The 13,758-nt window shown below is 65.3% G+C and carries 18 protein-coding genes and 1 pseudogene; 12 read left to right on the top strand and 7 right to left on the bottom strand.

Going from position 1 to position 13,758, the window contains the following annotated elements:
* Position 1: 1 nt before the first annotated feature.
* Complete coding sequence (locus V9K84_RS23475) at positions 2 to 694, top strand: SPOR domain-containing protein (RefSeq protein WP_043860141.1); 693 nt, start codon at positions 2 to 4, stop codon at positions 692 to 694.
* Positions 695 to 734: 40 nt separating this feature from the next.
* Here the strand turns inward: V9K84_RS23475 and V9K84_RS23470 are convergent, their stop codons facing one another.
* Positions 735 to 1,157: a TM2 domain-containing protein gene (locus V9K84_RS23470; RefSeq protein WP_043860140.1), complete on the bottom strand. Its 423-nt coding sequence runs from the start codon at positions 1,155 to 1,157 to the stop codon at positions 735 to 737.
* Positions 1,158 to 1,313: 156 nt separating this feature from the next.
* On the opposite strand from V9K84_RS23470, the gene V9K84_RS23465 reads away from it, so the two are divergent.
* Positions 1,314 to 1,955: a C40 family peptidase gene (locus tag V9K84_RS23465; protein ID WP_088514649.1), complete on the top strand. Its 642-nt coding sequence runs from the start codon at positions 1,314 to 1,316 to the stop codon at positions 1,953 to 1,955.
* Here V9K84_RS23465 and V9K84_RS23460 read toward each other — a convergent pair.
* Positions 1,952 to 2,986 carry a type IV pilus twitching motility protein PilT gene (locus V9K84_RS23460; protein ID WP_088514648.1) on the bottom strand — a complete coding sequence of 345 codons (1,035 nt, stop codon included), beginning with the start codon at positions 2,984 to 2,986 and terminating at the stop codon, positions 1,952 to 1,954. The genes V9K84_RS23465 and V9K84_RS23460 overlap by 4 nt on opposite strands.
* A gap of 66 nt (positions 2,987 to 3,052) precedes the next feature.
* Between V9K84_RS23460 and V9K84_RS23455 the strand changes: the two genes are divergently transcribed.
* The 9 genes from V9K84_RS23455 (at position 3,053) to V9K84_RS23415 (ending at position 9,658) form a co-directional block, all read left to right on the top strand.
* Positions 3,053 to 3,739, top strand: coding sequence for a YggS family pyridoxal phosphate-dependent enzyme (locus tag V9K84_RS23455; RefSeq protein ID WP_088514647.1), 687 nt, complete (start codon positions 3,053 to 3,055; stop codon positions 3,737 to 3,739).
* Positions 3,740 to 3,777: 38 nt separating this feature from the next.
* On the top strand, positions 3,778 to 4,596 hold the full coding sequence (gene proC, locus V9K84_RS23450; protein WP_043860136.1) for a pyrroline-5-carboxylate reductase: 819 nt from the start codon (positions 3,778 to 3,780) through the stop codon (positions 4,594 to 4,596).
* 10 nt (positions 4,597 to 4,606) lie between these two features.
* Positions 4,607 to 5,197 carry a YggT family protein gene (locus V9K84_RS23445; RefSeq protein ID WP_054915542.1) on the top strand — a complete coding sequence of 197 codons (591 nt, stop codon included), beginning with the start codon at positions 4,607 to 4,609 and terminating at the stop codon, positions 5,195 to 5,197.
* A gap of 95 nt (positions 5,198 to 5,292) precedes the next feature.
* Positions 5,293 to 6,432 (top strand): homoserine O-acetyltransferase, encoded by a 1,140-nt coding sequence (locus V9K84_RS23440; RefSeq protein ID WP_043860134.1) that lies wholly within the window; start codon positions 5,293 to 5,295, stop codon positions 6,430 to 6,432.
* Positions 6,433 to 6,439: 7 nt separating this feature from the next.
* Complete coding sequence (gene metW, locus V9K84_RS23435; protein WP_043860133.1) at positions 6,440 to 7,060, top strand: methionine biosynthesis protein MetW; 621 nt, start codon at positions 6,440 to 6,442, stop codon at positions 7,058 to 7,060.
* A gap of 26 nt (positions 7,061 to 7,086) precedes the next feature.
* Entirely contained in the window at positions 7,087 to 7,521 is a 435-nt protein-coding gene (locus V9K84_RS23430; protein WP_043860132.1) for a DUF4426 domain-containing protein, read from the top strand.
* Complete coding sequence (rdgB, locus tag V9K84_RS23425; protein ID WP_043860131.1) at positions 7,518 to 8,114, top strand: RdgB/HAM1 family non-canonical purine NTP pyrophosphatase; 597 nt, start codon at positions 7,518 to 7,520, stop codon at positions 8,112 to 8,114. The genes V9K84_RS23430 and rdgB overlap by 4 nt, the downstream gene beginning before the upstream one ends.
* Positions 8,111 to 9,325, top strand: a complete 1,215-nt coding sequence (hemW, locus tag V9K84_RS23420; protein WP_088514646.1) for a radical SAM family heme chaperone HemW — start codon at positions 8,111 to 8,113, stop codon at positions 9,323 to 9,325. Before rdgB ends, hemW begins: the two co-directional genes overlap by 4 nt.
* 9 nt (positions 9,326 to 9,334) lie before the next feature.
* Entirely contained in the window at positions 9,335 to 9,658 is a 324-nt protein-coding gene (locus tag V9K84_RS23415; RefSeq protein WP_043860129.1) for a DUF3392 family protein, read from the top strand.
* Positions 9,659 to 9,743: 85 nt separating this feature from the next.
* Here V9K84_RS23415 and trmB read toward each other — a convergent pair whose 3' ends face one another.
* The 4 genes from trmB to V9K84_RS23395 form a co-directional block, all read right to left on the bottom strand.
* Entirely contained in the window at positions 9,744 to 10,466 is a 723-nt protein-coding gene (trmB, locus tag V9K84_RS23410) for a tRNA (guanosine(46)-N7)-methyltransferase TrmB (protein WP_043860128.1), read from the bottom strand.
* Between the two features lie 9 nt (positions 10,467 to 10,475).
* Positions 10,476 to 11,270 carry a thiazole synthase gene (locus V9K84_RS23405; RefSeq protein ID WP_043860127.1) on the bottom strand — a complete coding sequence of 265 codons (795 nt, stop codon included), beginning with the start codon at positions 11,268 to 11,270 and terminating at the stop codon, positions 10,476 to 10,478.
* Positions 11,271 to 11,318: 48 nt separating this feature from the next.
* Positions 11,319 to 11,519, bottom strand: coding sequence for a sulfur carrier protein ThiS (gene thiS / locus V9K84_RS23400; protein WP_043860147.1), 201 nt, complete (start codon positions 11,517 to 11,519; stop codon positions 11,319 to 11,321).
* 101 nt (positions 11,520 to 11,620) lie between these two features.
* Complete coding sequence (locus tag V9K84_RS23395; RefSeq protein WP_043860126.1) at positions 11,621 to 11,992, bottom strand: DUF423 domain-containing protein; 372 nt, start codon at positions 11,990 to 11,992, stop codon at positions 11,621 to 11,623.
* Between the two features lie 34 nt (positions 11,993 to 12,026).
* On the opposite strand from V9K84_RS23395, the pseudogene mtgA reads away from it, so the two are divergent.
* Positions 12,027 to 12,784 (top strand): annotated as a pseudogene (mtgA, locus tag V9K84_RS23390) (monofunctional biosynthetic peptidoglycan transglycosylase).
* Positions 12,785 to 12,879: 95 nt separating this feature from the next.
* Here the strand turns inward: mtgA and rpoH are convergent.
* Entirely contained in the window at positions 12,880 to 13,734 is an 855-nt protein-coding gene (rpoH, locus tag V9K84_RS23385; RefSeq protein ID WP_043860124.1) for an RNA polymerase sigma factor RpoH, read from the bottom strand.
* Positions 13,735 to 13,758: the final 24 nt, after the last annotated feature.

The raw sequence follows: 13,758 nt of genomic DNA, 5'->3' as shown, positions 1-13,758 counted from the left end.
GTTGGCTGCCAAGAAAAAACCTGCTCCCAAGCGCGGCGCCAGCCGCTACCAGGCCCCGGCCAAGCAACCGATACCGGGCTGGATGTGGCTGGCCATCGGCCTCACGGTCGGTGCGTTCATCGTGTTCCTGATGAAACTCGAGCCCAGCCGCGACGAGGTCAAGCGCACCAAGCCTGAAGCCCAGCAGAAGGCCGAGAAGATCGCCGAGGCGAACAAGACCGCGCCGAGCCCGCAGCAGCCGGTCAAGCCCAAGTACGATTTCTACACACTGTTGCCCGAGTCGGAAGTGATCGTGCCGCCCGAAGCCGTGCCGGAGAAAACCCCGCCGGTACCGGCGCAGCCACCGGTGACCCCGGCCGAGGCGGCCAAGATCGACACCGCCCGCGCCCAGGCCGCGCTGCTGGGGCAGACCCCGCCACCGGCACCGCCGGTGATCAAGCCGGCCGCTACCACGCAGTTCTACCTGCAGGCGGGCTCGTTCCGCAAAGAGGCCGATGCCGACAAGGTGCGTGCGCAGATCATCCTGCTCGGCCAGGCGGTGAAGGTGGAGTCCGGTACGGTGAAGGAAGAGACCTGGTACCGCGTGCTGGTCGGCCCGTTCAGCAATCGCGAACAGCTGACCGTGGCGCAGAAGCAACTGGCCGGCAGCGGCTTCAACAACCTGCTGCTGCAACAGCGCCAGATACGCCAGTAACCCCGATGTTCGGCGGCCCGCAGCAGCGGGCCGCCTGCTTTCAGGCCCGCGCCTGCACGTTCTTGAGCGATACCTGGGTGTTCAGCGTCCAGAAGTCGTACAGCACCCCCAGCAGAAACAGCCCGCCGGTAAAGGCATAGATCACGCCGCTGATCCACTTGCCCTGGTACATGCGGTGCACGCCGAATATCCCCAGGAAGGTCAGCAGGATCCAGGCCAGGCTGTAGTCCAGCGGGCCGGCGTGAAAGCGCAGGTCGGCCTCGCTGTCCATCTTCGGGATCAGGAACAGGTCGATCAGCCAGCCGATACCGAGCAGGCCCAGGGTGCAGAACCAGATGGTGCCGGTCACCGGCCTGCCGTAGTAGAAACGGTGCGACCCGGTAAAACCGAAGATCCACAGCAGGTAGCCGAGGACCTTGCTGTGGGTGTCCTGGGGCTGCGCCTGTTGCTGATAACTGTTCATTCATAGCCTCCACGGTTTAGAGAGAAATTTTCTAAGAAAAAATGTGACTTTTATGTGCTCAGCCGACGTATGGCGCCTCTGCAATCGACCAACGGACCAGAATTCGATCAAAAAGCTGTTATAAAGTTGCGCGCTTAACCAACAAGAGCCCTGCCCATGCGACCTTTTTTCAAGACATGGCTGACTGTTTGCCTTTTATTGCCACTGGCCGCCCACGCCACCAACCGTGAGCAACGTCTTCCCAACGGCTTCAACGTGCACACCACCAGCACCGCAGCCGTACGCTCGACCAAGGGCGCCCACGCCAAGGTCACCTCGTCCGGCGCCGCCTCTTCCAAGGTCGCCAAGACCACCCGCCAGGTCGCCTCGATGCCGGCCAAGCAGAGCAGCGATGTGCTCAGCCGCGCGGTGAACGTGCTGGGCACTCCGTACCGCTGGGGCGGCAGCAGCCCGAGCAAGGGCTTCGACTGCAGCGGGCTGGTCAAGTACGCCTTCAACGACATCGACGAGGTCGACCTGCCGCGTACCTCCAACGCCATGGCCAGCGGCCACGGCGTGAAAGTCGACCGCAAGGACCTCAAGCCCGGCGACCTGCTGTTCTTCAACATCAAGAGTCGCCGCGTCAACCACGTGGCCATCTACCTGGGCAACGACCGCTTCATCCACGCGCCACGGCGCGGCAAGCGGGTCAGCATCGACACCCTGAACAAGCCCTACTGGCAGAGCCACTACGTGGTCGCCAAGCGCGTACTGCCCAAGGAGCAGCCGCAAACCCAGCTGCGCCTGGCCAAACGCTAGACCTGATCGGGCGAACGCGCGTTCGCCCTGGCCGTTTCCAGGCTGACGACTCCCCGCCTCACCAGGCCCTGCAGGCTGCTGTCCAGGGTCTGCATGCCCAACGCCGCGCCGGTCTGCATGGCCGAATACAGCTGCGCCACCTTCCCCTCGCGAATCAGGTTGCGCACCGCCGGCGTGGCCAGCAGGATCTCGTGCGCGGCCACTCGCCCGCCTTGCACCCTGGGCACCAGCACCTGGGCCACCACCGCCTGCAAGGTGTCGGCGAGCATGGTGCGTACCAGGGCCTTCTCCTGCGCGGCAAACACGTCCACCAGCCGGTCGATGGCCTTGGCCGCCGAGGCGGTGTGCAGGGTCGCCAGCACCAGGTGGCCGGTCTCGGCGGCGGTCAGGGCCAGGCGGATCGTCTCCAGGTCGCGCAGCTCGCCAAGCATGATCACGTCCGGGTCCTGGCGCAGCGCAGCCCGCAGCGCCTGGGCAAACCCCTGGCTGTGACGCCCCATCTCACGCTGGCTGAGCTGGCTGCGCAGCGGGCTGTGGATAAATTCGAGCGGGTCTTCCAGGGTCAGGATATGCACGGCGCGCTCGCGGTTGAGGTGATCGACCAGCGCCGCCAGGGTGGACGACTTGCCTGAGCCGGTGGGGCCGGTCACCAGCACCAGCCCGGCCGGCGACTCTGCAATGCGACGAAACACCTCCGGCAGCTGCAGGCTCGCCAGCGTCGGCACCTGGTCGGGTATCAGGCGCAGTACCGCCGCCGGCCCGCGCACCTGCACGAAGGCGTTGACCCGAAAGCGCCCCAGCCCGGGCACGGCCACGGCAAAGTCCAGGTCCTGCAGCCTGGCGAAGTCCTCCTGCTGCTGTGGGCTCATGAGCTGCGCCAGCAGGGCATGCAGGTTGTCGCTGCTCAACGCCGCCGGCCCCAGCGGCTGCATCTGCCCGTCACGGCGGATCATCGGCGCACTGCCGGCCGCCAGGTGCAGATCGGAGGCGCCTTCCCTGAGCGCCAGGGCCATCAGCCCGGTCATGTCCATAACACTCCCCAAACATCGCCAAGCAGGTAGAATGCCGCAGACCCGAACAGCCGCTGGCGTTGATCCATGTCCACCATAGCAGACAACCTTTCCACGCTTGCCGACCGCATCCGCAGCGCTGCACAGGCCGCCGGGCGTGACCCCGGGCAGGTCCGCCTGCTGGCCGTGAGCAAGACCAAGCCGGCTGCCGCGATACACGAAGTGTATGCGGCCGGCGTGCGCGACGTGGGCGAAAACTACTTGCAGGAAGCCCTGGCCAAGCAGCTCGAATTGACCGACCTGCCCTTGACCTGGCACTTCATCGGCCCCATTCAATCGAACAAGACGCGAGCAATCGCCGAGCACTTCGACTGGGTACATTCGGTGGACCGACTGAAAATCGCACAACGCCTCAGCGAACAACGCCCTGCCGGGCTGCCCGCACTGAATGTGTGCGTGCAGGTCAACGTCAGCGGCGAGGCCAGCAAATCGGGCTGCAACCCCGACGAGCTGCCGGCGCTGGCCCAGGCCATCGCGGCGCTGCCGCACCTGAAGCTGCGCGGCCTGATGGCGATTCCCGAACCCACCGACGACCCGGCCGCCCAGGCGGCGGCATTCGCCCGTGTACGCCAATTGCAGGACAGCCTGAACCTGGGCCTGGACACCCTGTCGATGGGCATGAGCCACGACCTGGAAGCAGCGATTACCCAGGGCGCGACCTGGGTGCGCATCGGCACCGCCCTGTTCGGTGCCCGCGACTACGGCCAGGCCTGACCCATGCATCGTTCACCTTCTTCAACCAAGGACCTGACATGAGCAAGACCCGAATTGCCTTCATCGGCGCCGGCAACATGGCCGCCAGCCTGATCGGCGGCTTGCGCGCCCAGGGTGTGGACGCCGCGCAGATCCGCGCCAGCGACCCGGGTGCCGAGACGCGCGCCAGGGTGCACGCCGAACACGGCATCCAGCTGTTCGAAGACAACGCCCAGGCCGTCGATGGCGCCGACGTGGTGCTGATCGCGGTCAAGCCGCAAGCCATGAAGGCGGTGTGCCAGGCGCTCAAGCCAAGCCTCAAGCCCAACCAGCTGGTGGTGTCGATCGCCGCCGGCATCACCTGCGCCAGCCTGCGCAACTGGCTGGGCGAGCAGCCGCTGGTACGCTGCATGCCCAACACCCCGGCGCTGCTGCGCCAGGGCGTCAGCGGCCTGTACGCCACCGAGCAGGTATCGGCCGAACAACGCGCCGAAGCCGAGCAACTGCTCTCGGCAGTGGGCGTGGCCCTGTGGGTCGACAGCGAACAGCAACTGGATGCAGTGACCGCGGTATCCGGTAGCGGCCCGGCGTACTTCTTCCTGCTGATCGAGGCGATGACCGCAGCCGGCGAAAAACTCGGCCTGCCCCGCGACGTCGCCTCCCGGCTGACCCTGCAAACCGCCCTGGGCGCGGCGCACATGGCCGTGGCCAGCGATGTCGAGGCCAGCGAACTGCGCCGGCGCGTCACCTCCCCCAATGGCACCACCGAGGCGGCGATCAAGTCGTTCCAGGCCAACGGGTTCGAGGCGCTGGTAGAAAAAGCACTGGGCGCCGCGGCGCACCGCTCGGCCGAAATGGCCGAACAACTGGGCAACTAAGGAGCTCTGCATGAATGCACTTTCGGGCGCCGCGATCTTCGTGGTGCAAACACTGGTCAGCCTGTACCTGGTCATCGTGCTGCTGCGCTTCGTGCTGCAGCTGGTCAAGGCCAACTTCTACAACCCGCTCAGCCAGTTCGCGGTGCGCGCCACCCAGCCGCTGCTCAAGCCGATCCGGCGCGTCATCCCCAGCGTGTTCGGGCTGGACACCTCGTCGCTGATCCTGTCGATCGTGATCCAGGCGCTGCTGATGGCGTTCGTGCTGATGGTCACCTACGGCACCTTCGGCGACATCCCGCACCTGCTGATGTGGGCCGTCATCGGCGTCACCTCGCTGTTCCTGAAGATCTTCTGGGTCGCGATGATCGTGATGGTGATCGTGTCGTGGATCGCCCCCGGCAGCCACAACCCCGCCGCCGAGCTGGCCTACCAGATCAGCGAGCCGGTGCTGGCACCGTTTCGCAAGCTGGTGCCCAACCTCGGAGGCCTGGATATTTCGCCGATCTTCGCCTTCCTGGCGATCCAGGTGATCCAGTCGTTCGTGATGCCGCCGCTGGCCGCCTACGCCGGAATGCCGCAGGAACTGTTCCGCATGATCTGACCCGCACCACCCCCGGCCGCAAGCCGCGCCATGTTGCTTGCCGCTGGGGGTGGCGGTCTTTAGACTTACGCCTCATTCAAGCGTGAGCAGGGTCGATGTCCACTGTCTTTCCCGAAGATTCGGTCGGTCTGGTAGTACCGCAACTGGCGCGATTCGATGAGCCCCTGGCCCTGGCCTGCGGTCGCTCGCTGGCCAGCTACGAGCTGGTCTTTGAAACCTACGGTACCCTCAACAGCGCGGCCAGCAATGCCGTGCTGATCTGCCATGCCCTGTCCGGGCATCACCATGCCGCCGGCTACCACAGCCCCGACGACCGCAAGCCGGGCTGGTGGGACAGCTGCATCGGGCCGGGCAAGCCGATCGATACCAACCGCTTCTTCGTGGTCAGCCTGAACAATCTCGGCGGCTGCAACGGCAGCACCGGCCCCAGCAGCGTCAACCCGGCCACCGGCCAGCCCTACGGCGCCGACTTCCCGGTACTCACCGTGGAAGACTGGGTGCACAGCCAGGCGCGCCTGGCCGATCGCCTGGGCATCGGCCAGTGGGCCGCCGTGGTGGGCGGCAGCCTGGGCGGCATGCAGGCGCTGCAATGGACCATCACCTACCCCGACCGCGTGCGCCACTGCCTGGACATCGCCTCGGCACCCAAGCTGTCGGCGCAGAACATCGCCTTCAACGAAGTGGCGCGCCAGGCCATCCTCACCGACCCCGAGTTCCACGGCGGCTCGTTCCAGGCCGAAGGCGTGATCCCCAAGCGCGGGCTGATGCTGGCGCGCATGGTCGGGCACATCACCTACCTGTCGGATGACTCGATGGGCGAGAAATTCGGCCGCGAGCTCAAGAGCGACAAGCTCAACTACGACTTTCACAGCGTCGAGTTCCAGGTCGAGAGCTACCTGCGCTACCAGGGCGAGGAGTTCTCCGGGCGTTTCGATGCCAACACCTACCTGCTGATGACCAAGGCGCTGGACTACTTCGACCCCGCCGCCAGCCACGGCGGCGACCTGGCCGCGACCCTGGCCCACGTCACCGCCGACTACTGCGTGATGTCGTTCACCACCGACTGGCGTTTCTCGCCGGCGCGCTCGCGGGAGATCGTCGATGCGCTGATCGCCGCGCGCAAGAACGTGTGCTACCTGGATATCGACTCGCCGTATGGCCACGATGCCTTCCTGATCCCGACCCCGCGCTACATCACGGGATTCACGAACTACATGAACCGCATCGTCTGCTGAGGACCCCATGAGAGCCGACCTGGAAATCATCCAAGACTGGATCCCCGCCGGCAGCCGGGTACTCGACCTCGGTTGCGGTACTGGCGAGCTGCTCGCCTCGCTGCGTGACACCAAGCAGGTGGCCGGCTACGGCCTGGAAATCGACCCCGACAACATCGCCCAGTGCGTGGCCAAGGGCGTCAACGTCATCGAGCAGGACCTGGACAAGGGCCTGGGCAACTTCGCCAGCAACAGCTTCGACGTGGTGGTCATGACCCAGGCCCTGCAGGCCGTGGAGTACCCCGACCGGATCCTCGACGAAATGCTGCGCGTGGGCCGCCAGTGCATCATCACCTTCCCCAACTTCGGCCACTGGCGCTGCCGCTGGTACCTGGCGACCAAGGGTCGCATGCCAGTGTCGGACTTCATGCCGTATACCTGGTACAACACGCCGAACATCCACTTCTGCACCTTCGAGGATTTCGAGGCGCTGTGCAGCGAACGTCGCGCCCAGGTGCTCGACCGCCTGGCGGTCGACCATATGCACCGGCATGGGTGGGCGAGCAAGCTATGGCCTAATCTTCTAGGGGAGATCGGCATTTACCGTGTCAGCAGCCCGGGCCTGCAGGAACACAAGGTCGCGGTTTGAACAACCCACACTGGAGGAGACAGATCATGGGTCGCTTGTTGAGCTTTTTACTGGTTGCCTGCCTGAGCACGACGGCGCTTGCTGCCGATGCGATCAAGGGCGAGCGCAAGGAAGTCTTCGGTGACACCACGGTGCACTACAGCACCTTCATCTCCACCTTCCTGCAGCCGGACATCGCCAAGGCGGCGCAACTGGTGCGCAGCAAGAACCAGGGCGTGATCAACGTGTCGGTGATCAAGGCCGGCAAGCCGCAGGTGACCCAGGTCAGCGGCAGCGTCAAGGACCTGAGCAGCCGCACGGTGCCGCTCAGCTTCAAGCAGATCACCGAACAGGGCGCGATCTACTACATCGCCCAGTTCCCGGTGGAGCAGCAGGAAACCCGCACCTTCACGATCAATGTTGCAATTGGTGGCAAGACCGAGACCATCAGTTTCAACCAAGAGCTCTTCCCAGGCGAATGATGAACATCCAGCAACTCGTATTGGCCAGCCACAACGCCGGCAAACTCAAGGAACTGCAGGCCATGCTCGGTGACACCGTGCAACTGCGTTCGATTGGCGAATTCAGCAGCGTCGAGCCGGAGGAAACCGGCCTGTCGTTCGTCGAGAACGCCATCCTCAAGGCGCGCAATGCCGCACGTATCTCCGGGCTGCCGGCCCTGGCCGACGACTCGGGCCTGGCAGTGGACTTTCTCGGTGGTGCGCCGGGCATCTACTCGGCGCGCTACGCCGATGGCCAGGGCGACGCGGCGAACAACGCCAAGTTGCTCGAGGTACTCAAGGACGTGCCGGACGCCGAGCGCGGCGCGCAGTTCGTGTGCGTGCTGGCGCTGGTACGCCATGCCGACGACCCGCTGCCGATCCTGTGCGAGGGCCTGTGGCATGGGCGCATCCTGCACCAGGCCAGCGGTGCCCACGGCTTTGGCTACGACCCGCTGTTCTGGGTACCGGAGCGCGACTGCTCCAGCGCCGAGCTGAGCCCCGCCGACAAGAACCAGATCAGCCACCGCGCCCGCGCCATGAGCCTGCTGCGTCAGCGCCTGGGCCTGCAATGACCGACCGCACGCCGGCACAGCCACTGCACCTGGGCGAGGCTGGCTTCAGCTCCAACGCACCACGGGCGGCACTCGCGCAGCTGCCGCCGCTGTCGCTGTACATCCATATCCCGTGGTGCGTGCGCAAATGCCCGTACTGCGACTTCAACTCCCATGCCGCCACCCCGCAGCTGCCGGAAGAAGCCTACGTCGACGCCCTGCTCGCCGACCTCGACCAGGAGCTGGGCGCGGTGTACGGGCGACCGATCAGCTCGATCTTCTTTGGCGGCGGTACCCCGAGCCTGTTCAGCGCCCGTGCGCTGGGCCGCCTGCTGGCGGGCGTGGAGCAACGCATCCCGTTCGCCGCCGACATCGAGATCACCCTGGAGGCCAACCCCGGGACCTTCGAGCAGGAGAAGTTCAAGGCCTACCGGCAACTGGGCATCAATCGCCTGTCGATCGGCGTGCAGAGCTTCCAGCAGGCCAAGCTCCAGGCGCTGGGGCGCATCCACAACGGTGACGAGGCGGTGCGTGCGGCCGGCATGGCGCGTGCGGCGGGGTTCGACAACTTCAACCTGGACCTGATGCACGGCCTGCCCGACCAGTCGCTGGACGATGCGCTGGGCGACCTGCGCCAGGCCATCGCGCTCAACCCTACCCACCTGTCGTGGTACCAGTTGACCCTGGAGCCGAACACGGTGTTCTGGAACCAGCCGCCGCTGCTGCCCGAGGACGACATCCTGTGGGATATCCAGGAGGCCGGGCAGGCGCTGATGGCCGAGCACGGCTACCGCCAGTACGAAGTGTCGGCCTACGCCCAGCCCGGGCGCCCGGCGCGGCACAACCTCAACTACTGGAGCTTTGGCGACTTCATCGGCATCGGCGCCGGTGCCCACGGCAAGCTCAGCCACCCGGACGGGCGCATCGTGCGCACCTGGAAAACCCGGCTGCCCAAGGACTACCTGAACCCGGCCAAGGCGTTCAAGGCGGGCGACAAGCTGCTGGCGGTGGACGAACTGCCGTTCGAGTTCCTGATGAACGCCCTGCGCCTGACCGAGGGCGTGGAGGCCGCGCTGTTCGCGCAGCGTACCGGCCTGCCGCTGGAACGACTGGCGGCGGCGCGCCGTGAGGCCGAACAAAAGGGCCTTTTGCAGGTCGAACCGACGCGGCTGGTGGCGACACCGCGGGGCCAGCTGTTTCTCAACGACCTGCTGCAGTATTTCTTGACCTAAGGATAGCGAATGGACCTGGTACTCGACCTGCTCTCGACCGTCTCCCGCTGGAGCCGCAGTAACCTGTCGGAGATCTCTCTGGCGCTTGTAGGCTGTTTGCTGGTGTTGTTCGGCACCGACATCAAGGGCTGGGTCGAACAGCGCCTGGGTGGGCTGGCAGGTGCGTTGCGCGTGCCGTTCATGGCCCTGCTGGTGCTGATCGGCAGTGGTGCGGCGTTGATCTATGCCACGCCGTGGGTGGTACGCGGGCTGAGCCAGTTCAACAACTATGCACTGGCGCCGGTGCTGCTGGTGGTGCTGGTGTTGCTTGGCGTGGTCGCAGACCGCCGCTAGAAGCATCGCCAGCAAGGCTGGCTCCTACAGGATCTCGCTGAATCTGTAGGAGCCGGCCTTGCCGGCGAATGGCCGTGATGCGGTCTTAAGCCAGCTTCTCGAACTTCAGATCCCACACCCCATGCCCCAGGCGCTCGCCACGGCGTTCGAACTTGGTGATCGGACGCTCGGCAGGGCGAGGTACGCACTTGCCGTCTTCGGCCAGGTTCCTGTACCCCGGCGCGACATTCATCACTTCCAGCATGTACTCGGCGTACGGTTCCCAGTCGGTCGCCATGTGGAACACGCCGCCCACCTTCAGCTTGCTGCGCACCAGCTCGGCAAATTCCGGCTGCACGATGCGACGCTTGTGGTGACGGCTCTTGTGCCACGGGTCCGGGAAGAACAGCATCAGGCGGTCCAGGCTGTTGTCGGCCACGCACTTGTTCAGCACTTCGATGGCATCGCAGTCATACACCCGCAGGTTCTGCAGGCCCTGGGTCAGCACGCCATTGAGCAGCGCGCCCACGCCCGGGCGGTGCACTTCGACACCGATGAAGTCCTGCTCGGGCGCGGCGGCAGCCATCTCCAGCAGGGAATGGCCCATGCCGAAGCCGATCTCCAGGGTGCGCGGCGCCGAACGGCCGAACACCTGGTCGTAATCCACCGGGCTGTCGGCCAGTGGCAGCACGAACAGCGGCGCGCCCTGGTCCAGGCCGCGCTGCTGGCCTTCGGTCATGCGCCCGGCACGCATCACGAAACTCTTGATGCGGCGGTGTTGGCGTTCTTCGCCTTCGGCGGTGATCGGCGATTCTTGCGATTCAGTCATCAGGGGCTCTTACTTGATCAGACCATCCAGCGGCGACGAGGCGCTGGCATAGAGTTTTTTCGGCATGCGGCCGGCCAGGTAGGCCAGGCGGCCTGCCACGATGGCGTGCTTCATGGCTTCGGCCATCATCACCGGTTGTTCGGCATGGGCGATGGCGGAATTCATCAGCACTGCCTCGCAGCCCATTTCCATGGCAATGGTGGCGTCCGACGCGGTACCCACACCGGCATCGACCAGCACCGGCACTTTCGATTCCTCGAGAATGATGCGCAGGTTGTACGGGTTGCAGATGCCCAGGCCCGTACCGATCAGGCCTGCCAGCGGCATGACCGCGATGCAGCCGATTTCGGCCAGCTGACGCGCGATGATCGGGTCGTCGCTGGTGTAGACCATCACGTCGAAACCGTCCTTGACCAGCACTTCGGCGGCCTTGATGGTTTCGATCACGTTGGGGAACAGCGTCTTCTGGTCGGCCAGCACTTCGAGCTTGACCAGGTTGTGCCCGTCGAGCAGTTCGCGGGCCAGGCGGCAGGTGCGCACGGCCTCGACCGCGTCGTAGCAGCCGGCGGTGTTCGGCAGGATGGTGTAGCGGTCCGGTGGCAGCACGTCGAGCAGGTTCGGCTCGCCCGGGTTCTGGCCCAGGTTGGTGCGGCGCACGGCGACGGTGACGATCTCGGCACCCGAGGCCTCGATGGCCAGGCGGGTTTCTTCCATGTCGCGGTACTTGCCGGTACCGACCAGCAGGCGCGACTGGAAGGTACGACCGGCCAGCGTGAAGGGCTTGTCGCTACGAACATTGCTCATCGGTAATCCTCTTGAAGGTTGAGGGACTTGCAGGTGAAGCGCGTGGGCCTAGCCGCCGCCGATGGCGTGAACCACCTCGACCTGGTCGCCTTCGCGCAGGGCGGTGGCGTCGTGCTGGCTGCGCGGCACGATGTCCAGGTTCAGCTCCACCGCTACCCGGCGACCTGCGAGGTCGAGCCGGGTCAGCAGGGCCGCGACGCTTTCGCCGTCGGGCAATTCGAAAGGTTCACCGTTCAGTTGAATGCGCATGCGCACGGCCGCCATTGTTTTTAGGGGCCCGCATTCTAGCCCCTATCCGGGGCTGAACCCAAGGCCAAGCGGCGCCATTCGTCTCGATCCGGACCCGCGGGTCAACCCAGGCGCCAGGCCGCCAGGCCCAGGCACAGCCAGCCGCCAAGGAAGGCCAGGCCGCCAAAAGGGGTGATGATGCCGAGCTTGCCGATGCCACTAAGGGTCAACAGGTACAGGCTACCGGAAAACAGCACGATGCCCAGGCAGAACAGACCACCGGCCCAGGCCGTGAGTCGCCCGGGCAAGTGCGCCCAGAGCACTGCCACGCCCAGCAGGGCCAGGGCGTGCACCAGTTGGTAGGTGACGCCGGTATGGAAGATCGCCAGGTACTCCTGGCTCAGGCGGCCCTTGAGGCCATGGGCGGCGAAGGCACCGAGGGCCACGCCGGTAAAGCCGAAAAAGGCGGCGAGCAACAGAAAGCTGCGAAGCATGCGCAAGACTCCTTGGGGGCACAGGGTCTGTATAATGGCCCGCTCATTCGGTTCGGCCAAGCCATCTCTATGCTTTCATCCCTGATCCGCCGCCTCACCCGCGCCCTGCTCTGGTTCGCCGTTGCCAGCGTGTTGCTGGTGCTGCTGTTTCGCTGGGTACCGCCGCCGGGCACCATGCTGATGGTCGAGCGCAAGGTGGAATCGTGGGTCGACGGCCAGCCCATCGACCTGCAACGGGACTGGCGCCCATGGGGCGAGATTTCCGATGAACTGAAGGTGGCGGTGATTGCCGGCGAGGACCAGAAGTTCGCCGGGCACTGGGGTTTCGACTTCAATGCCATCCAGGCCGCACTGGCACACAACGAGCGTGGCGGCACGCTTCGCGGCGCCAGCACACTGAGTCAGCAGGTGGCCAAGAACCAGTTCCTGTGGGCCGGCCGCAGTTGGCTGCGCAAAGGGCTGGAGGCATGGTTTACCGCACTGATCGAGCTGCTGTGGTCCAAGGAGCGCATTCTGGAGGTGTACCTCAACAGCGCCGAGTGGGATGACGGCGTGTTCGGCGCCCAGGCAGCGGCGCGCCATCACTTCGGTACCGATGCGAGCAAGCTGACGCGCCAGCAGGCCAGCCTTCTGGCGGCGGTGCTGCCCAGCCCGCGCAACTGGAGCGCAAGCCGGCCCAGCAGCTATGTGGCGCGACGGGCGGCGTGGATCCGTCAGCAGATGAGCCAGCTGGGCGGCAGCGGCTACCTGGTGCAACTGGATGAGCCGCGCAAGGCGCCCTGGGCCAACTGAAACAAAGAGGGCCCCTTCGCCGGCAAGGCCGGCTCCTACAGGGATTGTTGTAGGAGCCGGCCTTGCCGGTGAAGGGGCCCTCAGGGTCCCGCAGATCAGGCAGCGATCAGGGCTTTCACCTTGTTCATCGCATTCTTCTCCAGCTGCCGGATACGCTCGGCCGACACGCTGTACTTGGCCGCCAGGTCATGCAGGGTGGCCTTCTCTTCGGCCAGCCAGCGCTGGTACAGGATGTCGCGGCTACGGTCGTCCAGGCCTTGCAGCGCCTCGTGCAGGTTGTTCGAGGAGCTGTCGCTCCAGTCCGCATCCTCCAGCTGACGCGCCGGGTCGTAACGGTGGTCTTCGAGGTAGTTGGCCGGCGACTGGAACGCGCTGTCGTCGTCCGCCTCGCTGGCCGGGTCGAAGGCCATGTCCTGACCGGTCAGGCGGCTTTCCATCTCGCGCACTTCACGCGGCTCCACCCCCAGGCTTTCGGCCACACGATGCACTTCATCGTTGTTCAGCCAGGCCAGACGCTTCTTCTGGCTGCGCAGGTTGAAGAACAGCTTGCGCTGCGCCTTGGTGGTCGCGACCTTGACGATGCGCCAGTTGCGCAGGATGAATTCGTGAATTTCGGCCTTGATCCAGTGCACGGCAAAGGACACCAGACGCACACCCATTTCGGGGTTGAAACGCTTGACCGCTTTCATCAGGCCAACGTTGCCTTCCTGAATCAGGTCGGCCTGGGCCAGCCCGTAGCCCGAATAGCTACGCGCGATATGTACGACAAAACGCAGGTGGGCGAGCACCATCTGCCGAGCCGCCCCCAGATCCTGCTCATAATAGAGACTCTCGGCCAGTTCACGCTCCTGCTCGGGCGTCAGCAATGGAATGCTGTTGACCGTGTGCACATAGGCCTCCAGGTTCGCACCCGGGACCAAGGCATAGGCAGGTTGCAACGAAGTGGTCATACGAAAAAACCTCCGACTCACTGA

This window comes from Pseudomonas sp. AE27 (assembly GCF_037113495.1).
In the GTDB taxonomy this organism is placed as follows: Bacteria; Pseudomonadota; Gammaproteobacteria; order Pseudomonadales; family Pseudomonadaceae; genus Aquipseudomonas; species Aquipseudomonas palmensis.
This window is presented reverse-complemented; position numbering and strand designations above follow the sequence as displayed.